This window comes from Argonema antarcticum A004/B2, assembly GCF_023333585.1.
Classification (GTDB): Bacteria; Cyanobacteriota; Cyanobacteriia; order Cyanobacteriales; family Aerosakkonemataceae; genus Argonema; species Argonema antarcticum.
Genome location: NZ_JAIQZN010000038.1, coordinates 37,416 through 60,538, shown reverse-complemented (window position 1 = coordinate 60,538; position 23,123 = coordinate 37,416). Strand labels below are relative to the sequence as shown.

9 protein-coding genes are annotated in these 23,123 nt (G+C 43.2%); 3 read left to right on the top strand and 6 right to left on the bottom strand.

From position 1 onward, the window contains the following. Window positions 1-3: 3 nt before the first annotated feature. From cmr4 to LAY57_RS17375, 3 genes are read left to right on the top strand one after another with little or no spacing between them, the layout of a single operon-like run. The gene (gene cmr4, locus LAY57_RS17385) at window positions 4-903 is read left to right on the top strand and encodes a type III-B CRISPR module RAMP protein Cmr4 (protein ID WP_249068051.1); all 900 of its coding nucleotides are present in this window, start codon (window positions 4-6) and stop codon (window positions 901-903) included. Between the two features lie 2 nt (window positions 904-905). Continuing rightward, window positions 906-1,499, top strand: coding sequence for a protein kinase family protein (locus tag LAY57_RS17380; RefSeq protein WP_249068049.1), 594 nt, complete (start codon window positions 906-908; stop codon window positions 1,497-1,499). Then, window positions 1,499-3,223, top strand: a complete 1,725-nt coding sequence (locus tag LAY57_RS17375; RefSeq protein WP_249068047.1) for an RAMP superfamily CRISPR-associated protein — start codon at window positions 1,499-1,501, stop codon at window positions 3,221-3,223. Before LAY57_RS17380 ends, LAY57_RS17375 begins: the two co-directional genes overlap by 1 nt. A gap of 128 nt (window positions 3,224-3,351) precedes the next feature. Here the strand turns inward: LAY57_RS17375 and LAY57_RS17370 are convergent, their stop codons facing one another. From LAY57_RS17370 to era, 6 genes are all read right to left on the bottom strand, one after another. Next, window positions 3,352-4,386: a methyltransferase gene (locus tag LAY57_RS17370; RefSeq protein ID WP_249068046.1), complete on the bottom strand. Its 1,035-nt coding sequence runs from the start codon at window positions 4,384-4,386 to the stop codon at window positions 3,352-3,354. Window positions 4,387-4,501: 115 nt separating this feature from the next. Next, a complete protein-coding gene (locus LAY57_RS17365) occupies window positions 4,502-8,362 on the bottom strand; it encodes a type I polyketide synthase (protein WP_249068044.1) in 3,861 nt (1,286 codons plus the stop codon). 34 nt (window positions 8,363-8,396) lie between these two features. Beyond that, the gene (locus tag LAY57_RS17360; RefSeq protein WP_249068043.1) at window positions 8,397-9,176 is read right to left on the bottom strand and encodes a DUF4058 family protein; all 780 of its coding nucleotides are present in this window, start codon (window positions 9,174-9,176) and stop codon (window positions 8,397-8,399) included. A 109-nt stretch (window positions 9,177-9,285) separates the two neighbouring features. Continuing rightward, window positions 9,286-15,873, bottom strand: coding sequence for a non-ribosomal peptide synthetase (locus LAY57_RS17355; protein WP_249068042.1), 6,588 nt, complete (start codon window positions 15,871-15,873; stop codon window positions 9,286-9,288). 244 nt (window positions 15,874-16,117) lie between these two features. Further along, on the bottom strand, window positions 16,118-21,865 hold the full coding sequence (locus tag LAY57_RS17350; RefSeq protein ID WP_249068041.1) for a trifunctional serine/threonine-protein kinase/ATP-binding protein/sensor histidine kinase: 5,748 nt from the start codon (window positions 21,863-21,865) through the stop codon (window positions 16,118-16,120). Window positions 21,866-22,150: 285 nt separating this feature from the next. After that, a complete protein-coding gene (gene era / locus LAY57_RS17345; protein ID WP_249068040.1) occupies window positions 22,151-23,110 on the bottom strand; it encodes a GTPase Era in 960 nt (319 codons plus the stop codon). Between the last annotated feature and the right edge of the window lie 13 nt (window positions 23,111-23,123).

The following is a 23,123-nucleotide window of genomic DNA, read 5'->3' as shown; positions in this document are numbered from 1 at the left end:
AAGATGAAAGACTTTCGGATTGGTTATCTTTACAGCCTTGCACCTATTCATTGTGGTGGTGAAGGCGATTTGGGCAATATTTTAGAAATTGCCCGTGAAGTGCATACCAATTTCCCTTATGTACCAGGTTCTTCCTTACGAGGTAGCTTGAGAGATGAAGTGAAATTACTCGATTCAAAATCAGCAGATCTACTATTTGGCAAAGAATTAGATAATAACGGTCAAATGGGAGTGCATCAAGTTTGGTTTGGTGATGCGCGTTTGTTGTGGGTTCCCATGCGAACGATGTCTTTAAGAGGCGGTGCTGATATTTTCACTTGGGTAAGTTGTCACTCTTTAATTAGAGATTGTGCGATCGCTTCTGGCAAACAATTTGTTACTTTTCCAAATCGACCAGTAGGAACTCGTGCGGGTACTTACGTTGTAGCAGATGCACAGATTGAAGTATCCGCTATGTCTGACCAACAAAAACAGGCGATCGCACTTTCGGGAAATTGGCCTTCTTCACTGAAAGATTCCGTAAAACCAACTTGGGAACAAAATCAAATTGTCCTACCGGATGCAGATTTCCAAGTTTTAATGGAACATTCACTCTGGACGCAAATTCGCAACAAAATTCAGGATGAAACAAAAGGAGCAAATCAAGCTGGTTCTGCCGAAGTATTTTGGACAGATGTTTGCATTCCCAGAGATACCATTTTGTATTTTACTTGGGGCTACCGCTTGCTAAAAGAAAAACCCGTTACCTCTTTTGAACACGATTTAATGATGGAAGTCCTGCAAGGCTTATTGCAAGTTGGCGGACAAGCAAATGTAGGACGGGGTTGGGTGCAAAGTTGGGTTAGCGATAATACCTTTCAATCCTCTATATCTGAATCCATTGCTGCGCCTGTTGGAGTTTAATCATGTCTAAGAAACACAAATCGTCTCAATTTCCTCCCTCTCGATCGAATCCTCCCAACCAATCACCAGCAGGACAAAATTCTGGCAATCTTACCAAGCTTAATAGTATGCCAAATTCTACACCTGCGGTACAAGAAGCGATCGCACCTTCCGAACCTAGCAGGATAAAGCCAGAACAAATCAGTTTAGATGCTCATCACCACATTCAGAAATATCTAGAGATTAGCCACAAGCCAAAATTAGATAAAAACGATCTGAATGCCATTTTGCGACTATCTCAGCATTTGCGAATATTTGGGTTACTTTCAGCAGTAGGCTATCTCAATCAATCTAATGCACAAGAAAATAACGAAACTCGCAAAAGAACCTTTCCAGTATGGCGAGTATTATTAGGTCAAATGATTGATGAAATTAATCCGTCAGGTACTCGCAAACTGATGGAAATAGAAGCTCCAAATGAGATGGCAAGAGAGTTAATGAAAGAAATAGTCAAGATGGCTAACGAGCGACCATCTGAGTACATGGCAAGTTGGCGAAAATCTCTCAATTTATCCAATCACTGGAATTTTTGGGCAAGAGCCTATCAGGAGGATTAATGTATTCAGGAAATCGATTAGCCGAACTGCTAGAGAAACAGCACGAGAAGCGATTGGAGAAGTCGGAAAAGTACAAAGGCTTATTCAAAAAAGCCACTTTTACTATCCAGTGGCGAGCCAAAGTTGGCTCTTTCCCTCACCCCGATTTAGAAACGATTGTTTCTGCGGGTGAACCTTGCGGTGCGTGGAAACTAAATAACGGAAGACCAGAAGATAAACGTAATGTATGTGATAACTTGAATTTATTATCAGTGCTACCACTGAACGGATATATTCCAGGGTCTTCCATTCGAGGGTTGGTAAGAACTTGGGCAAAACAAATACCGGAAATTAAGCCAAGAATGCTTGAAATATTAGGGTTTCAAGATAACGAAAACATTACGCCTGGAAAGATTGAATTTTTGGATGCTTGGCCTGAAAAAGCAACCAAGTTAACATTAGATATTGTTAACCCGCAAGAGCATTTTCAAGTTTATCATCAAGGGCAAAGCACGCCCCTATCTTTCTATACGCTAGGCAACGGTGAGAAACCTATAAATGTAACTGTCGCGATTCGGGGTATTCCCGGTAAAGTTACAGAAACAGAGGTTGAGGAAGTGTGGGGATGGGTGCAACAAGCACTTAGTTTATATGGAGTTGGTAGTCGCACTGCTTCCGGTTATGGTGCGATTAAAACTGCTAACTTACCTAAGCTAACTATTGACCCTAGCTATGCTGTAAAGCAATTTGATTTTAGCCTCTTCAGTCAGGGATGCTACGGTGCAGATCCCCACTCTCCAGATTTGCGCCCCGCCCATTGGCGAGGATGGTTACGCTCTTGGGTTTTACGGTTTCTCTTGGGAGTAATGTCTCCAGAAAACGCCCAAAAAACTTTAGGAGAACTGTTCGGCACCTTGGATGCAGGAGATGGGAAAGGTCGAAAAGGATGCGTGCGTTTAGAAATGATTCAAGGAGAAAATTGGGGAGAAGTTTCTGGAAATCAGCCACGTTTTTATACCTGGAAAGGTCAGTTAAAAATTAGCGCAACCAAAAATATTTTAAATCAAATTGTTTTGCCTATAGTCAAATTTGCAGTGATGGTTGGTGGTGTAGGTAGAGGTTGGCGCAGACCTTTGCATATTTTCGTTATGAATAACGGTAGGTCTGCCGCCAGAGGAACTTATTTAAGTTTAACGCACAAGATTAGAAAACCGGATAGTAATGAATATCAAGTTAAACTGTACGGAATAGCTTGTAATCCTTCCGATTGGCAAAAACTTTATCAAGATTGGCAAACTGCTGTTCAACTTCAATGGTCTGATAGATACGCTCTGGGTAATAATCCGACAGCAGAAGTTTTTTCGCCAACAACTTGTGCTATTTATCTCGTTCCTGAACCATGTCAAGAGCCATTAGACCGACAAGATTTTGAATGGAGCATAACTAATCCTACTGATACTCGTGGGTGTGGTATGAATTTAATTTACGACTTAAAGTATAAGAGAAAAATTGATGTAGGCGGTAATGCGGCAGGTGGAGGTAATGCTCATTGCTCTTGGGTGAGCATTAAGCGGGTGAATATTCCTAATAAGGAACAAAATACAAATTGTCAAGAAGTTGTTTGCTTGTTTATGGGTGGACAAACACCTAATTCTAGTCATTTGCGATCGCAATTTCTCAATGACCTATCCAAAATCCCTGGTGCTGTTCATTTATTTGGAGTTCAAGCGCCAGAACAACAATAGTGCGATCGCACTTTCCCCCAAAACTACATCCAACTCTGGCCATTCACCTAAAACATCACCAAATATGCCCAAAATGCTCTTAGTTACAGTTTTACAGCCATTCGCACTTTAAGGCCCTTGAAGATGTCTTATGCAGGCTTCGCCTCGATCGCACTTACAGGCCCTTTTGTTTCGATCGTATTAGTCACCTTGAATCCCGCTGATGAAAGTAAATTATAAAACTCATCCTCTCTACGCATAAAATTACCACCTAGAACGAACAAAGTTAAGCTACCCATACCAATAAATGGCGACATTTTGCCTTGAGGCAACATAAAATCAACCACCACCAGCTTATCTTTAGCTGTCATCGCTTGATAGCAATTTTGCAGAATTTTAATAGCATGAGTATCGTCCCAATTCAGGAGGACGCGAGAGAGTAAATAAAGATCGCCACCAGAGGGAACCGAATCAAAAAAGTTTCCTCCCACTATTCGACACCTATCTGCAACTCCAGCCACTTCCAAAACCTTATCCGCATCGACAACAACATCTTCGCGATCGAACAAAATAGCTTGCATTTGCGGATTTGCCTTCAAAATAACAGCAGTTAGCGTTCCAATGCCCCCTCCCACATCCACAAGTGTTTTAACTTCTGAAAAATCATACGCTTCCAGAACCGGAAGCAGCCACTCCCTTGTCGTCTCCTTCATCCACTCATTGAAATTTACACTGGCCTCATAATTCTGCTTAAAATAACTATATAAACTCATCTTAAAAGTAGATTCAAAAGCCGTTTCTCCAGACTTTATACTGGGCAGTAAATTACCCCATGCTTGATACAGTTCATCACCCATTGCCATCACTGTACCCCGCAAAGAATCAGAAGTACCAGTCAGGAGATGTTTGCCAAGATTATTTAATTGAAACTTATCATTATTTTCCACAGAAAAAACGCCAACGCTTACCAGCATACGCATCAAGTGATAAATACTACGAGAATCTACTCCCGTAGCTTCGGCAAGTTCATCGGCAGTCTTAGAACCGTTATTGAGAATATCTGCTATTCCCAGTTTGGTGGCCACAAAAATGGCCTGCGATTTTTGATACCCATACATCATTTCCAGTAGCACTGACGATGAGCTTTCACCTTCGGTTTGCGAATTTTCTGAATATAAAGTCATGGAAACTCCTTCTGAAAGTTATCTATTTAAGAATTAAAAAAGATGGGATGATTAAGGTACGTTGTTGAACTTTAGCCCAAGAGTGCGCTGAAGCGCAACAACGTACCTCTATCGTCTAAATTATCTGCCTTGCCTCATCAAGGTATCCTCTAAGTTGTTCCGCCATAAACTGAACGTTAGGAGGATAATTCATAGTAATGTGATTTCCTGGAACATCTCGCACTTCTACTCCTCCAGAAGCAACTTCGAGCCAAGGTAATTCTGGATTTTTGGGATTGACTTCATTTTGTTCGGTGGCGCGGAAAAAGATAATTTGACCTGGATAAGTGCGGGGTATGTAATTTTTCATTGCTTGGGCGTGGACTTTAAACAAATGAATAAATTGGCGAATTTCCGGCAATCCAAAATCTGGAGGGACAACTCTATTGGCAATTTTTACCTGTTCCAAAAAGTAGAGAAGTTGCTCATCTGCATTGAGTTTTTGCAAGACATCTAAAGAAAGAGAAAGATTGAAACCAACACCCAATATGTAAACTAGAATTGCCGTGTCATCTTCCATTGACAAAACGGGCATTTGACCAGGGCCAGGAGTATCTATCAGGGTTAGTAATGCTACTTTTTCACCTAGCGCGTTGAGTTGTTGCGCCATTTCAAAAGCAACCGTACCGCCAAAGGAAGAACCCCCCATAAAATAAGGCCCTTCAGGTTGGCGAATCCGCAGCGCTTCAATATAGCGAGTCGCCATTTCTTCCACTGTGTTTTCCTCAACTGAAGCAGGTGCTTGTATCCCAACAACAGGCCAATTTGAACCTAAATAACGAGCTAAATCTCGATAAATGTAAACGTGGCCACCTACCGGATGAACTAGGAACAAAGGATGTTTGAAGCTACCGCGTTGAATTTCTACTAACAAGGATTCAGAAGTTGACTGGAGTTGTTTATAATCTTCAGATAAAGATGAATTTTCTTTGGTTAATTCAGCTAATGCTGCAACAGTTGGTGCTTGCAATAAGCTATGAGGAGACAAAGTTTTTTGCAGTGTTTCGCTTATCTTAGTTATTAGCTGAACTGCTAGTAATGAATCTCCACCTAAATCGAAAAAATCATCATGAATTCCCACTTGCTGGATACCGAGAAATTCTTGCCATATTTGGGCAATAGTTTGCTCGACTTCATCTCTGGGAGCAATATAAATATTGCCTAAATTTGGTCTTAAATGTAGTGAATTTGAATCTATTGATTGCTCATTTGCGATATTTGGTGAAGCAGTTTTAATTGGTTGTTCCACACCTGGTGGTTCGATCCAGTAACGTTGTCGATCGAACGGATAAGTTGGCAAGGGAATCCGATAATGCTGTTCGTCAGCATAAAAATTAGACCAATCTATTTGTACTCCTGCTAACCAGAGTTTTCCTAATGTAGTGAGCAAGAAATTTTCATCTGATTGTTGGTCTTGGGGATGACGCAATGAAGAAAGTGTAACTTGCTCAGAAACTTTATCTGGGTGCTGTTTCGCCAGGGTATTTAATGTCCGTCCAGGGCCTACTTCTAATAATATTTGATTGGGTTCTTTGCATAACTTTTGCAAGCCTTCTGCAAAGCGTACTGTTTGCCGCAAATGTTGAGCATAATAACTTGGATTTGTGGCTTCCGTGGCGGTAATCCAAGTACCAGTTACGTTGGATATGTACGGAATTTTAGGTGAGTTTAGTTTAATTTTTTTGACCAGTTCGATAAATGGTTCTAAAATTGGTTCCATCATTCGCGAATGGAAGGCATGGGAAGTGTGGAGGCGGCGACAATCGATACCTTTTTCTAATAGCTTTTGTTGCAATTCATCGATAGCATCGTTAGTACCTGAAACTACGATCGCAGATGTTCCGTTAATTAAGGCTAAGTCGAGTTTATCTCCCAGTAATGGTTGAATTTCTTGTTCTGGAAGTGGAACTGCAAGCATCGAACCACCAGGCATTTGTTGCATCAATTTGCCTCGTGCAGCTACCAACGATAAAGCATCTTCTAAGGAGAAAACACCCGCCAAACAAGCGGCAACGTATTCGCCAATGCTATGTCCGATCGCAGATACAGGATTTACGCCCCAAGACATCCATAATTTAGCTAAAGCATACTCGATCGCAAACAGCGCTGGCTGTGTAATCGCGGTCTGCTTTAGTTGGTTTGTAGCTGCTTCTGCTTGTGCTTCATTGGGATAAAGTACATGGCGTAGATCGATTCCCAAGTGAGGTTGAAGAATGTCCGAACATAAATCGATCTGTTCGCGAAATGTTGGTTCAACTTGGTAGAGTTCTAAGCCCATATTCACGTATTGCGAACCCTGTCCTGAAAACATAAACACGACAGGTCGAGCTTTGGACTCTTGGAAGGTTGTAAAAACTCGTTTTGGATCAAGATTGTTGAGGGCAGTTACACTCTCTTCAATATCATTGCAAACTACTATCCGTCGATGGCTAAAAGCCTTTCTACCAACTTCCAGAGTGTAAGCAACATCACCAAGATTTACATCAGGGTGCTGGTTTAAAAATTTTGCTAAATTTGCAGTTGCATTATCGAGTGTAGCGCTATTTTTGGCAGACAAAACTAACAGTTGATACTCTCTCGCTTGCTCCCCCGCTCCCCTGCTCTCCCGCTCTAAATTCGGCGCTTCTTCTAGTACCACATGAGCATTAGTTCCACCGATACCAAATGAACTAACTCCAGCACGACGGGGAGTTTTGCCTGCTTTCCATTCCGTCAGTTTTGTATTAACATAAAAGGGACTGTTGGCAAAATCAATTTTGGGATTAGGCTGTTCAAAATGCAAGCTAGGTGGTATTAATTTGTGTTTGAGAGCTTGAACGGTTTTGATTAAACCAGTCACACCAGCAGCGGTATCTAAATGTCCGATATTAGTTTTTGCCGAACCTATAGCACAGAAACATTTCTTATTAGTTTCCTGGGAGAAAGCTTGCGTCAAGGCAGCAATTTCGATCGGATCGCCAAGAGGTGTTCCAGTTCCGTGAGCTTCTATATAGCTGACAGTTTCCGGTTCCACATCAGCAAGTGCTAAAGCATCTGCGATCGCTTGCGCCTGACCCTCTACACTGGGGGCTGTGTAGCCAACTTTCAGAGAACCATCATTATTGATAGTCCAACCTTTGATGACTGCATGGATGTAATCTCGATCTGCTATTGCATCCTCCAATCTTTTCAAAACCACAATTCCCACGCCATTACCGCTCACAGTTCCCTGTGCTTTCGCATCAAAGGCTCTGCAATGTCCGTCCGGTGAAAGAATCATTCCCTCTTTATAAAAATATCCTGTCTTTTGGATCGCACCGATCGCAACACCACCTGCCAAAGCCATATCGCATTGATAATTTAGCAAACTTTGGCAAGCCATACTAATAGCAACTAATGAAGTAGAACAAGCAGTTTGGACGGTGACGCTCGGCCCTTTCAAGTTTAATTTATAAGAAACGCGAGTAGACAGAAAATCTTTATCGTTGGCGATTACAAGTTGAAAATCTCCCAGCGATTCTCTTAAAGTACGATTGGGATAAAGATTATTCAAAAAATAAGTATTGAAACTTCCCGCACCACCATAAACCCCGATCGGCCCTGCGTAAGTTTCCGGGTTATATCCAGCATTTTCTAGCGCTTCCCACGCTGACTCCAAGAAAAATCGGTGTTGCGGATCGGTGATTTCAGCTTCTCTAGGATTAAACCCAAAAAATGCAGCATCAAACAACTCAATATCATCTAATACCGCTTTTGCTTTGACATAACGCGGATCGCGCAACACTGACTCATCAATGCCTAAAGATTTCAGTTCTTCTTCTGAAAAGAAAGAAATAGATTCTATGCCATCCCGAATATTTCGCCAAAACTCATCGACATTTTTCGCACCAGGAAAACGCCCTGCCATTCCGATAATTGCGATCGCATCTATAGAGTTAGAATTTTCAGAATTATCCATTTTTATTCTTTCCTCTGAAATTGTTGTTTTGGCATCACTCACCTCGAAATGGCACGAGTAGCGCATCCACCCACTGCCGATCCGTTTCCGATAGTTTTGGCCCCGGAACTGGCTGCCGATAATCGATGCGTAATTGGTAACTACCGCGATCGTAAACACCCAGCAAAATCGATTGTAAATCGACAGTTAATTCTGGATCTTCAGGCTTGAGAGGTAATAAGAAACTAGGGATTGGTTCTCTTAGTTGAAATTCATATAAATCTGCCATTGGACGGTTAAAAGCTCGACTCACCACGATCCGATAATCGCTCGTTTCCTCTACCCCAATCATAGGCATGGGTATATTTTCTCGGAGTAAATCGATTTCAACCAGATGAGAGGAACTACCCAGCACTAGCTGCCGCTTCTTCTCGTATGCACTTCGCCCTTCGCCTTTGCGCTTATTTTTGGGTGATAGCACCTCAATTACAGTAATTACTTGATGAGTACCCACCTCCCGCACTTCTAAATAGCGATCTTTGATTTCGACAGGCATGGGGAGTTGGATTTGTTTCGGGCGAGTTTGCGTAGCGGTTGCGGTAAAATCTACTACAGGGGTGCTTGAAGCTGTCAACACAATCGCATCGGGAATCCCTACCAGCAATTCAGGATTGTCGTCATCTAGATAAGTACGAGTTTCGACTGCTACATAATACCTGGGTCGCAGATAGGGGGTAAGGGCATCAGAAATTGCCACAATCAATCTGTTGTGAAACTCGTGCCACAAAGCAGGCAATTCCAGATATGGGTTCATACCGGGGAAAGGGGATGACATCCATGAAACTCCCATATTGTAGGGATTTGAGCTTAGTATATTGTAACCGTTTTGAACGAAATATAATTCAGGAGCCGCCGAGTCAGAATTCTGAATTCTGACTGTTTATTCAATCTTTCCCCTGAATTTGTCGTTTTTCTTTTTGTCGATTTAGTGCTGCTTTTTGCTTTTGAATGCGATTTTCTTTTTGTTTATTGGCACTAGATTCGAGGCTGTTTGCAGAAGAGTCTTTTTCTGTCACATTTTGACTTAAATGTTTAGCCAAAGAACTGATAGTTGGGTATTTAAACAATTCAATCATGGAAACATCTTTGTTAACCACTTCTTTCAATTTGCTATGAGCCTGCGCCATCAGTAGTGAATGACCCCCCAAATCGAAGAAATTATCATCTACACCAACTTTTTCTAAATGCAATACTTGTTGCCAAACGATTGCGATCGCTTTTTCAATCTCAGTCTGCGGTGCGACATAAGTTGTTTCTAACTCTATGTTAAGAGGATCGGGAACTGGTAGCGCTATAGGGTCTACTTTGCCATTAGATATCAGTGGCAAGGCATTCAAAAACACGAAGCTGGAAGGGATCATATAGTTGGGCAACTTCTGCTGGAGAAGATTACGCAAACTACCGACTGCCGTGCGTTGCAAAACTTTCCAGAAACCCTGCGTTTCCAGAAGATACGCTATACTTTGTTGCACGAGGTCTTGTTCGCTCCCATTTAGCGCCAACTCAATCCCAGCTTGATTTTCCCGACGCCAAGCGACTCTTCCCTCTAACCAACGCTCCTCACCGGAACTAGGCATACGCAAACACAAGCGCACTGATTGACCGGGCTGACAAGTATCTGGCACATCCACTAAACCGACACCTCCAATGGAAATGTCTTCCGTGCGAAGTTTTACTGGTGAATTGCCATCCAATTCTGCCCAACACTCACTCTTAAAGGGAGTACGTTCTGGAGTGAGTTTAGAAACGATATAAGCGACTAGACGTTGATTGCCCGAAGCATCTTCCCGCTTCATAACCACAGACTCTCGCACATCCGGGTGTTGACTCAATAGCGCTTCGATGTCGCCCAATTCAACATCTGATAAACTATCATCGACAGCAACTTTTTCTGGGTGCAATACTTGTTCCCAATCTATAGCGATCGCATTTTCACTCTCATTTTGGGGTGGCACATAATCCAATTGTGGATTAATAGTATCCGGTTCTGGCAGCGCTTTGCGGTCTATTTTGCCATTGGGAGACAATGGCAAAGCATTCAAAAATACGAAGCTAGAAGGCATCATATAGTTGGGCAACTTCTCTTTGAGAACATTGCGTAAACTACCCACTGCCGTGCGTTGCAAAACTTTCCAGAAGCCCTGAGTTTCCAGAAGAGATTCGATACTTTTCTGCAAAATATTTTGTTCTCTAGCATTTAGCACCAACTCAATCCCCGCTTGGTTTCTCCGACACCAAGCCACCGTTCCCTCCAACCATAGCTCATCATTAAATCCAGGGAGATGCAAGCACAAGCGCACCGATTGACCAAGAACACAAGTATCTGGTACATCAACTAAGCAGACGCCACCAATGGAAATGTCTTCCGTGCGAAGTTTCACTGCCGGATGACCATCAAATTCAGCCAAACAGGGGATCTGATAAGGAACTCGTTCTGGTCTGAAATGGGAAACAATATAAGCGACTAAGCGTTGATTACCAGATTCATCTTCCCGCTTAATGACTACAGACTCTCGCACATCCGGGTGTTGACTCAATACCGCCTCGATTTCCCCCAGTTCGATCCGGAAACCGCGAATTTTCACCTGGTGGTCGATGCGACCGAGAAACTCAATGTTACCATCTGATAAATAACGAACTAAGTCACCTGTTTTGTAGAGGCGGGAATTTGGCTCATTACTAAAAGGATTGGGGATAAATTTCTGTTCAGTTAGATCGGGGCGGTTGAGGTAACCTCGTGCTAAACCAGCGCCACCAATGTATAGCTCGCCGGGGATACCGATCGGAACGGGTTGCAGTTGAGCATCTAAAATATAAACTTGCGTATTAGCAATGGGGCGTCCGATGGGTAGTAGTGACTTATGGCGATCGGTATATTCGGCAATTGTTGCACAGACAGTGGATTCCGTCGGCCCATAAGCGTTAAAGAAGCGACGCCCTAATGACCATTTGGCTGCAAGATCCGGGGAACAGGCTTCTCCAGCCACGATAATTGTTTGCAACGTGGGTAGTTCCTCTGGGAGAAGTAACGCCAGGACTGACGGTGGCAGCGTAACAGTCGCGATCGCATAGTCGCGCAATAGCTGAATTAGATCGGCTCCAGGTAACAGGGACTCCCGCGTTCCGATAACTAGCGTCGCTCCTCCCACCAAAGCCATGAAAATTTCTGAAACCGAGGCATCGAAGCTCAAAGAGGCAAACTGGAGAACGCGGCTATTTGGTTGCACGTTGAAAATTTGGATCTGTGCTGTCGCTAGATTGCTGAGTCCAGAGTGCGCCACTAGAACACCCTTGGGCTTTCCTGTAGACCCCGAAGTGTAAATCACGTAGGCCAGATTATCCGGTTTTAAGCTATATTCAGGGTTTTCCTCGCTCTGTCGCTGAATCACTTCCCAATCTGTGTCGATACAAACCACACGCCCTTGGTGTTTGGGAAGAGATTCGACTAACTTCGCCTGAGTCAGCAACACTGGTACGGAGGCGTCTTCTAGCATGAAGGTTAAACGTTCGGGAGGATAAGCTGGGTCTAGCGGCACATAAGCTCCACCAGCTTTGAGAATGCCCAAAATTCCCACCACCATCTCTAAGGAACGCTCGACGCAGATCCCTACCAGTACCTCTGGCTCTACACCCAAATTCCGCAGGTGGTGCGCTAGTTGATTTGCTCGTTGATTTAGTTCTTGGTAGGTAAGTTGCTTATCTTCAAATACTAATGCGATCGCATTGCGCGATCGCTCTACCTGCTCCTCAAACAACTGGTGTATGCACGCATCTTTGGGATAATCGGTTTGGGTATTATTCCACGCCGCCAACTGCTGCCGTTCAAACTCAGTTAACAGAGGCAATTGGGAGATTTTCTGCTCTGGATTAGCGACGATACCTTCCAGTAAAGTCTGAAAATGCCCCACCATCCTAGTGATAGTTGCGGCATCAAACAAATCGGTGTTGTACTCAATACGACCAATGATGCCCGATGGTCTCTCATCAAGTTCGAGGTATAGATCAGACTTTGCCGTGCCAGTATCGACATCTAGCTGGCTAATCCTCCACCCATCTATTTGGACAAGCGGTGGCTCGAGGACAAACGCGACTTGGAATAGAGGATTGTAGCTAAGATTCCGCTCCGGTTGCAGTTCTTCCACCAGTTTCTGGAAGGGCAATTCTTGGTGAGCATAAGCTCCTAATATTACCTCTCGCACTCTTGCCAGCAGTTCTTTAAAACTGGGATTACCAGAAAGGTCACTACGGATTACTAAACTGTTGAGTAAGTAACCCATTGTTCTCTCTAGCTCTTGTCGGTTGCGGATGTTGACCGCAGTGCCTACTGGAACATCAGTCTGTCCCGTATAGCGACTGAGCAATGTTTGGAATGCTGCCATTAAGGTTACAAATAGGGTGACACCTTCCTTACGACTGAGATCTTTGAGCATCTCGGTTAGGCTCAGTGGTAGTGTTAGACATTGCCTCGCACCCCGGAAGCTCTGTACTGGCGATCGCGATCGGTCAGTAGGCAGTTGCAATGTCGGCAGATTGGCTAACTGTTGCTTCCAATAATCAAGCTGATTAGCGAGGAACTCTCCCTGTAGCGATTGTCGTTGCCAGTAGGCAAAGTCTGCATACTGGATCGACACTTCTGGGAGAGGCGCTGGTAAGCCTAAAGAGAAAGCTGTGTAGAAAGTCGCAATTTCCTTCAAAAATACGCTATATAAGGAAACTGCATCAGTAATTATATGGTGCAGAGTGATGAACAACCTGCAATCTGTTGCGCTCAACTGAATGAGAGTAGCCCGCAATAGTGGCCCTTGGACTAGATCGAAAGGCAGCCGAGCTTCTAAAGTCGCGATTCGCAAAGCTTCAGACTCCCGCTCAGTTTCGGGAAATTCCGCTAAATTTACCAGTGGCAGTGTAAAAGTAGCCGCATCTCGAATTACCATCATGGGTTCTCCATCCACCCAAGCAAAAGTCGTTCGCAAAATTTCGTGCCGTTTGATAATTTCGTCGATGCTGCGTTCTAGGATGGCTGCGTTTACTGAACCAGGCAAGTGAATTGTAATCGGTTCGTTATAAAATGGCGTATCTGGAGCTAGTTGACACAGGAACCACAGTTGTTCCTGACCCAAGGACAGAGGCAAGTTTTGGTTGCGTGAAATTGGTTGAATCGGTGGAGCTTGGGGGAGAAGCGTTTTATGAGTAGCAACTTCAATCTTGTGAGCAAGTTCAGCTACTGTGGAAGACTCAAATACGGTACGTAAGGGGATTTCAATCTGAAAGGTTTCTCGAATGCGGGTGACGATTTTGGTAACGAGCAAAGAGTGACCGCCCAATTCCAAAAACTTGTCTTGGATGCTGATATGTTCTAGTCCCAAGACTTCCGCCCAAATTCCTGCCAACACTTCTTCTGTGGGAGTTCGGGGGGCTACAAAATTTGAGTCTAAACCGGAAATGGCAACGGTTGATGTTGACAAATCTGATTGGGTGTGGGAATTTTTAACAGCATCTGCTACTAGGTTCTGACGATCGATTTTTCCGTTGGGAGTTAGGGGCAAACTATTGAGGAATACAAAGCTGGAAGGCACCATATAGTCAGGTAACTTATCCTTCAGAAAGCTACGCAACTTACCAGCGGCAGTGCGTTGTAAAAACTTTAAAAAGCCTTGGGATTCTAAGAGGTAATCAATGCTTTGCTGAATAACAGTCTGTTCTGTTGATGTGAGAGATAATTCAATTCCAGCCCGATTTCCGTTACACCAAGCAACTGTCCCCTGAAAGCTACTTTCTTGAATATTTCCCGGTAGGATAAGGCGCAGGTTGATGGATTGATCTTTGAACCAATGATTCGGGACATTTACTAAGCCGATACCACCTATGGATATGTCCTCTGTCTGTACTTTGACCGAACTATTGTCATCAAATTCGGTAATTACTTCTGTTTTGCAGGGTATGCGTTCTGCGGTGAGTTTGGAAACAACAAAAGCCACTAGGCGTTTTTGTCCGGCAATCTCTTCTGGTGCTGTTACCACTGCTACCTGCACGTCCGGATGTTGGTTCAATACCGCCTCGATTTCTCCGAGTTCGATGCGGAAGCCGCGAATTTTTACTTGGTTGTCGATGCGACCGATAAATTCGATGTTGCCATCGGGTAGGTAGCGACCGAGATCTCCGGTACAGTAAAGGCGTGTGCCTGTATGGGGATGAGTAATGAAGCGCTGGCTGGTCTTTTCTGGATCTCGCCAATAGCACCTAGCTAAACCGATACCGCCGATGTAGAGTTGTCCTGCTTCTCCTTCCTGGCATTCTTCCATTGCTTCGTTCAGCACGTAGAACTGCTGGTTAGTCATGGCCCGACCGTAGGGTATGCTTTTCCAGTCAGGCTCAACTTTAGCGATCGGATATAAAATAGACCAGATGGAAGCTTCGGTTGCCCCTCCTAAACTGATGACCGCAGGAGTTGAGGATAGACCTAACCCCCCCGACCCCCCTTCCCTGCAAGGGAAGGGGGGAGTAAGATTACTCCCCTCTCCTTGCAGGAGAGGGGCTGGGGGAGAGGTCAAATTTATTTCAGACCCGGATTTAGAAACCAAATCTTTGATTCGATCTGGCAAATTCAGGGGTATCCAATCTCCGCTGAGTAGGACTAATCGCAGAGATGATGGCAGAGTTTTATCGCCAGCAGTCGCATAATCCGCCAGCATTTGCATCAATGGTGGTGCTGAATCCCAGAGGGTGACTCGTTCTCGCGTCATCACATCGAGCCAGTCAGCTGGGTCTGGTGTAGCGGAAGCTTTGGGGATAACGACGGTTCCTCCAACAGCTAGCAAGCCGAAAATATCATAAACTGACAGGTCGAAACTTAGGGATGATACGGCTAAAACGCGATCGCCAACTCCCACTTCAAAGCGTTGGTTAATATCGAGTAATGTATTGACTGCACCGCGATGCTCGATCGCCACTCCCTTGGGTTGTCCCGTCGAACCGGATGTATAAATAACATAAGCTAAGTTATCCGGTGTCACCCCACTGTCTGGATTTTCGTCGGTGAAGCTAACACCTGTTCCTTTCCCCAGTAATGTTTCAGGGTTTGCATCCAAGCAGATAACATGGGCTTGATGTTCGGGAAGCGATTCGACTAAATGTTGTTGCGTCAGCAGCACAGGTGCCTGCGAATGCTCCAACATGAACGCCAGCCTACTTGGAGGATAATTCGGATCTAGTGGTACGTAAGCTCCGCCAGCTTTGAGAATACCCAACAAACCTACTACGCTTTCTAAAGAGCGTTCCACGCAGGCGGCAACCAGTACCTCTGGCCCTACGCCCAGACTTCTCAGATGGTGCGCTAGCTGGTTAGCTTGGGAGTTTAGCTCCTGATAAGTTAGCTGCTTCCCTTCATAAATTACTGCGATCTCGTCGGGCAAGTGTTCTACTTGAAACTCAAATAGCTGGTGGATCCACGCATCCCTGAAATTACTGAGCATTTTATTCTTGCTTCGATGAGGAACCTTAAATTATTGTTCCCATATTTGATCTAAAAACTACATCTGAGAGATTCTACTTTCCTCTGCTGCAAGACTACCCATGAGCTGACGCTCACAACAAAGGATTGAAAATATCACTTTCTCATACCAAATCCGGGTTAGCTACTCCCTTTTTCTTGAAGCCCGCGCTTCTCTGGCGAGAGTTTGTCTAGCCGCGACTTTAGTCGTCAGTCGTCAGTGCTTATTAATTCGGCATATCTGTTGAAAGAGGTGTTGCGCCGATCTTAGTTAATACTTCACCTTCATTATGCTTAATTTTCTGCTTCAAAGGAATCTCAACAACAAACTCTGCCCCCTGTCCTGGTGCCGAAATACAAGTCAGCCTACCCTGATGTTTCTCTACCACAATTTGGTAGCTAATAGCCAACCCCAAACCAGTACCAGAACCGACAGGTTTTGTAGTAAAGAAAGGGTCAAAAACCCTTCGGCATATTTCCTCTGTCATACCCGATCCATTGTCAGCAATTCTGATTTCCACTTTATCACCTTTTATGACACAGGTGCGAATGTTAATCAGTCCGTTTTTCTTTTGTTTTGCTACAGGAGCAATGATAAATGACTCTTCAATAGCATCGATCGCATTGCTGAGTATATTCATAAATACCTGATTCAGGAAGCTGGCGTAACACTCTACTCCTGGCAGCTGGCTATACTCTTTAACAATGTCAATCCCAGGATGTTCTGGCCTGGCTTTCAGCCGATTTTGCAACAGCAGTAGAGCGCTATCTATCCCTTCATGGATATCTACTGATTTCATTGCCGCCTCATCCAGGCGCGAGAAATTCCGCAGCGACAGAACAATTTGGCGAATACGGTCTGCCCCTACCTGCATCGAATTGATGAGTCTAGGGAAGTCTGAGACTATGAATTCAAGATCGATAGTTTTTGCAAGTTCTTTAATCTCAGATGTTGCATTATAAGAATGCTGCTCGTAAAAATCTAGCAACTTGAGTAAGTCTTGGAAATATTCAGTAGCATGGATAAGATTGCCGTAGATAAAGTTAATTGGGTTGTTTATTTCGTGAGCTATTCCGGCAACCATTTGCCCCAGGCTAGACATTTTTTCAGTTTGAATCAGCTGAGTCTGTGTCGCTTGCAGTTCCTTTAAGGCAAGTTCAAGCTGAGTTGCTTGTTGTCTCAACAACCTATTTTTTTCTTGTAACTCTAGCGTCCTTTCTTCTACTTTCTGTTCGAGCGATCGGTTGTAATCCTCTAATTGCTCGTTGGCTTTTCTCAAGTTTTGGCTAGTGGTGTCCAATTTTCCATATAAAATCGCATTTTTTAGCGATATAGCCACCTGTGAAGAAAGTATTTTTAAAACTTCCAGCCTCTCAGTCGTAAACGCTCCATTTGTTATATTGTTCTCCAAATAAATAATTCCAATCAGGTTGCCTTGATTGATCAGAGGCGTACATAATATTGACTTTGTTTTATTTTTTTCGATATAAGTATCGGTTGCAAATCTGGCCGATATGGCTGCATCATTCAACACCACATTTTCTTTACTTATAGCAACATAATTAATTACGGACACTGGTAAATTATGAGTAGTTTCAATTGGCGTTGGCGACCAAAATAAGACCTCATTTTTATCCACATTACCCGTAGCTTCTATCAGTAAATGTCCATCTTTTTCTAAAATCAGACAACTGGTTGTAGCTCCAGCATTTTCCATCACAATTCTAAGTAATTTATCCAGCAACTTATCCAGAACTATTTCTTCAGCCAACGCAAGAGACGCTTTGTTCACAGTTGACAAATCTAAGACCGCCGAACTTCCTCCTGTGGTAGATGTCGTTGTCCTATTAGTCTGGATAGCTATGGGTTCTCGCTTCAGCATCTCGGAAAAGACCGCAGGATATCTTGATTCCAAATCTTTAGCCTTAGCTTTCGCGCCCCAATGAACATATCCATAGTAAGCCTGTGTCAGATAAATTTGAGCAAACTTGTCTCTGCCAAGGGAGAAATAAAACTCTGCTGCTAGTTCCGACGCTAGTGCTTCTTCCTGAAGATATCCTTGTTCTTTGGCTCCCATTATAGCTCGGTCATAATATTCCATTGCTTCTAAAATTTGTCCTAAAACACGAGCTTTTTCTGCCTCCACAAGCTCGTACTTATGTTTGAAATTTGATGGAGCAGAATCAGCCCACCGCCGCATTTTTTGCTGATTTTTATCTACAATAGCCAAATATTTTTGTTGTTCCGAACTTGAAACTTTGGGATAGTGAGAAAGGAGAGCCAACGAATAATAAAAGTTGTGAACAGCATAAACTATCATGCTCATCACAGTGATTCCATGTTCTACGGCTAAACTGGCGGTGGCAACGGCACTATTAAATTCTTTAAAAAAATAAAATAAAATCGTCTTGACAAGATAGAGAATAAAAAGCAAAATTCTATTGTTAGTTTCAATAAAAACAGGCAGCATTTGTGTTTCATCAAAACTCTCGCCCACCAGCTGACATTTACCATCGGCTTTCTTTTGAAGATTTAACGTCAGTTGGTGGAATATTTTAATGTAATAGATAGAATAGTCTTGTTTGAGTTTCAGTGCTAAATTAAGATAGTGCCTTTGTTGCTGCTCTACAATGTCTAATTGATCTCCAATCAAAAACACGCTAGCGCAATAAACAGTAGCATTATAGCTAACATATTCTATATCTCCGCTTTCCTGTCCACTTTGCACCCCCTCCCGAAGTGATGTTAGTGTGTCCTTAACATGAACTTTCCAGGGTCTGATTACACCATGAAATAAATTGTAGACTTTACATTGAAGTTCTCTGGCGTTAAATTTATCCAACAGTTTTAAAGCTAGCTGACCTGCATGATATCCGGCATTTATATTTTCGGTCATCAAATATATAAAAATGCCATAAAAAGCATACGCAAAAGCCGCCAGTGCTGAATGACCATGTTCAACACAGAGCTTTGTTTGGGTAAGTACAAGCAGGGGCACAATATCTGGCTTCACTGTGTAAGCAGGAGAAATAATGCTAATCAGTATCCGCAAGGCTGCTAATTGATACGGATCGGTCATTTCTGGGATGTTTTCTAAATCTGTCAGAGAAGGCAACTTAACGGAAAAACCACCCTCATCGGCTTCATTTGACAAGGAAACACCCAGCATATCCAACACTTGCAGTCCAGTATCGATCGCTTTTAGCATCTGATTTTGAGCCATGTAAAACTGGATTTGCAATTCGTATACTTTCACTTTTTCGAGCAGGGTGTTAGCTTGTTGCAGAACAACTTCAGCAAGAGTTGCTGACCTTTCGTAATTGGTATTAAGATATTCCGCTTCTACGGCTTCTACATAGAGTCCGAGCGTCAGGTCATAGTTACTCTGCCAACTGTTTTCTGCTAATAGCTCCAACCCTACTCTTAGTTGTGTGATGGCAGCTTCGTAAGCTGTCGCTGCTTTAGCTTTTCGAGCAGCTATTAAATTTAATTGAGCCAGCTTGTATTTTTCTTCTGGATCTGTAATGAATTCTACTCCCACATTTAGCTGATTAACAATATCAAAGACATTTTCTTCTAGCTCGTCTTGATTTGTATTCTGTAACAGGAGTTGACCAATTTTCAGGTGAGTAGCTTTTTGATCGTCAGTAGGAATCAAAGAATAAGCTGCTTGTTGTACCCGATCGTGCAAAAACTTGTAGGATACTTTGTAAGTGTTAATTTCTAATTTGTTTTCTTGACTATTACCCATTACCAAGGACTCATTACCTTTGAAAAGTAAAGGGATTTTGTAGGCACCTTCCCCGATGGGCAGAATTAGACCGCTCTGAAGTCCATCCCATAAAGCAGATGCCGTTTCTGATATAGATTGTTCATTCACGATCGCCAAAACGTCTAAATTAAATCTGTTCCCAATACAAGCAGCTAATTTTAAAATTTTCTGGGTGTCTGGTGGCAGTTTTTGGATATTTCTGGCGATGAGTTCGACGACGTTATAATCCGCAATTCCAATAGTTTGAATTCTCCCAATGTCCCACTGCCAACTGCCGATATTGAAGTCAAATGTCAACAGCTTTTCTGCGTAAAGGGAGGTGAGCAACTGAGTTAAGAAAAATGGATTGCCTTGAGTTTTATTGAAAACTAGCTCAGCTAATAACGGGCATTTTTCTGTTTCATTTCTATCCTGACTGGCGAGCAAACATTCTCCCTCAAGTTCTCCTTGTTTATGAGATAAGGAAGCAAGAGAAGGCACTGGTGATGAACTGCTTTCACCCAAGGTATCGGCAACTAATTGACTGACTGTACTAAGTGCCAACGGTGGGAGGATAATATTATTTACTATTGACCCGGATGAATGAATCTTATCTAAGGTCTGCATAAATGGATGGGTTGGGCTGACTTCGTTATCTCGATACGCTCCAATCAGCAACAAATATTGGCTATCTTGGTCAGTTAGCAGCAACTGAACCAATTTTAAAGAAGCTGAATCTGCCCACTGTAAATCATCTAAAAATAAGACTAGCGGATGTGCTTTTTGTGTAAAAATATGAATAAATTGTTTAAAGACTAGATTAAACCGATTTTGTGATTCGTTCGCTCCTAGCTGGGAAACTTCGGGTTGCACGCCAACTATCAATTCCAATTCTGGAATAACGTCTATTATTACCCTAGCATTTTGCCCTAAAGCCTTTAAAATCTTTTGTTTCCAAAAAATAATTTTTTCAGGGCTTTCTGTTAACAGTTGCCGAATTAGTTCCTGGAATGCTTGAATCAAGGCTGCATAGGGAATATTCCGCTTAAATTGGTCGAACTTGCCCGCGATAAAATAACCCCGCGCTGCAACAATGGGTTTATGAACTTCATAAACCAAACAAGATTTGCCTATGCCTGAGTAACCGGAAACTAGCATCATTTCGGCTGTGCCAGAGCTAACACGGTCAAAGGCATCCATCAGGGTGGCTACTTGCGTTTCTCGTCCGTACAGTTTTTGCGGAATGAGAAATTGACCGGATTTATCGCGCTGACCGGGAATGAAGTGGGAAATTTGGCCAGTTTGTTGCAACTGACTTAGACATTGTTCTAGATCCGCTTTAAGGCCATAAGCACTTTGATATCTGTCTTCAGCAGTCTTGGCTAATAATTTCATCACAATGTCAGAAATTGCTTTGGGAATCTCGCTATTTTGGATTTTATTGCCTGACTCACTTTTGACCTTGTTCCCAGGCAGAGCAGTGGGAACGGACTTTTGACCTCGTTCCCACTGCTCTGCCTGGGAACGGACTTGATGGGGTGGTACTGGCTGTTTAGCGATGTGGCAGTGAACTAATTCCATCGGATCGGTAGCTTTAAATGGTAGTTCACCGCACAGTATTTCATAAAATGTCACACCCAAAGAATAGAAGTCGGTGCGGTAGTCAATGGAGCGATTCATTCGTCCCGTTTGCTCTGGTGATATATAGGCGAGGGTTCCTTCTAGTAAAGTGGGATGGCTGAGTGCTTGGGTTTCTCTAGACAATCGCGTGGCAATGCTAAAGTCAGTAATTTTTACTTTGAGGGTTGTGGGATTAATGATGATGTTTGTTGGCTTAATATCTTTATGAATAATTTGGTTGTCGTGCAATTTACCCAGGGTATCTGCTAGTTCAATACCGATGTTCAGAAACTCTGTTAGTTCCAGTTTGCGATCGCACAAAAACTTGTTGAGCGCTTCTCCGCTCGAATCTTCCAATATCAGTGCCAAACCGTTACGGTGATTTTCCAAACTGTATGGTTTGACAATACCTTCTAAATTTAGATTTCTGGAGATTTCATATTCATGTCTCAATTGCATGATCTCTTCGAGCGTAGGATAATCGGCTCTAAGGATTTTGACGATCGCAGCCTTCTTATCTTCCTTTCTCTCTGCACGATAAACTACTGTATTCAAACCCTCGTTAATTTTTTCTATTAGTTTGTAGCCAGCCCTGATATTCATAAATTTTTACCTATCTTAAAAATGATGAAAGTAGATCCTGTACTAAAATATACAGCCGATTAAAGTAAATTTTGTATTTTTGAGGATACTTTGCTAAAGTTTTGGGGTTAACAACGTTTTATAACAGAGAGAATAGTAGCTTACCTGCCCTCTAGTTGGAATCCGTAATTTCCACAGTTTTTATAGCAAAGTGCTTCGACTTTAGTGCTGAGTACTGAGTTTGTTTACAACAGCCGAAAAGTTTTTCGACTACTGCTATTTTAAATCTAAAATCTCAAATCGATATCATTCCTCGACACGATAGCCAAATTCTGCCAACCGACTGCGAGATTGCCGCCATTTTGGCTCCACTCTCACAAACAACTCTAGATAAACTTTCCCATCAATTAATTTTTGCATTTGTTCGCGAGCTGCGCTGCCAATAGTTTTTAGCATGATTCCGCCTTTGCCGATCACAATACCCTTTTGGGAGTCGCGTTCGACATTGATGGCGGCGAAAACGCGAGTAATTGTGGGTGTTTCCTCTACTTTCTCGATCGTCACAGCTACAGAGTGAGGAATTTCTTCGCGAGTTAAAAGCAAAATTTGTTCGCGAATCAGTTCTGCCATAATAAAGCGTTCCGGTTGGTCTGTTACCAGATCGGGGGGATAATAATATGGCCCAGGTTCTAAGCGATCGATTAAAAATTTCTGCAACGCTTCCAAACCATCGCCGTTGAGGGCCGAAAATTTGACGATCGGCCAATTGTGCGGCCCAGCCAGATTGGCATAAGTATCCTCAATCTGATGGTAATTTGAAGATTGTTGGTCTATTTTGTTCAACCCCAAGACTAGAGGCATTTGGCTGTGGGTTAAAAGATCGACGATATAGCGATCGCCACCACCAGCTTCCACCGAACCATCCACCACAAACAGCAGCACATCCACCGACTGAATCGCAATTTGGGCATTTTTCACCAGCACTTTCCCCAACTGGTGGTGAGGCTTGTGAATTCCCGGCGTATCCACAAAAATCAGCTGCGCCTCTGGCGTAGTTAAAATCCCCCGCAGACGATTGCGCGTCGTCTGGGCTACCGGGGATACGATCGCCACTTTTTGCCCCACCAACTGATTCATCAGAGTGGACTTCCCCACATTGGGGCGTCCGATAATCCCAATAAAGCCAGACTTGTATCCCGCCGGTGCAACCGGAATACTGAATGCGTCTGCCCTTTCTAAATCTAAATTATCTTCTTGCTCGCTCATTTTTATACCCATC

Excerpts from the sequence above, each read along its gene's own strand:
- cmr4 (WP_249068051.1), top strand. The coding sequence starts at position 4 with ATGAAAGACTTTCGGATTGGTTATCTTTACAGCCTTGCACCTATTCAT.
- LAY57_RS17380 (WP_249068049.1), top strand. The coding sequence starts at position 906 with ATGTCTAAGAAACACAAATCGTCTCAATTTCCTCCCTCTCGATCGAAT.
- LAY57_RS17375 (WP_249068047.1), top strand. The coding sequence starts at position 1,499 with ATGTATTCAGGAAATCGATTAGCCGAACTGCTAGAGAAACAGCACGAG.
- LAY57_RS17370 (WP_249068046.1), bottom strand. The coding sequence starts at position 4,386 with ATGACTTTATATTCAGAAAATTCGCAAACCGAAGGTGAAAGCTCATCG.
- LAY57_RS17365 (WP_249068044.1), bottom strand. The coding sequence starts at position 8,362 with ATGGATAATTCTGAAAATTCTAACTCTATAGATGCGATCGCAATTATC.
- LAY57_RS17360 (WP_249068043.1), bottom strand. The coding sequence starts at position 9,176 with ATGTCATCCCCTTTCCCCGGTATGAACCCATATCTGGAATTGCCTGCT.
- LAY57_RS17355 (WP_249068042.1), bottom strand. The coding sequence starts at position 15,873 with ATGCTCAGTAATTTCAGGGATGCGTGGATCCACCAGCTATTTGAGTTT.
- LAY57_RS17350 (WP_249068041.1), bottom strand. The coding sequence starts at position 21,865 with ATGAATATCAGGGCTGGCTACAAACTAATAGAAAAAATTAACGAGGGT.
- era (WP_249068040.1), bottom strand. The coding sequence starts at position 23,110 with ATGAGCGAGCAAGAAGATAATTTAGATTTAGAAAGGGCAGACGCATTC.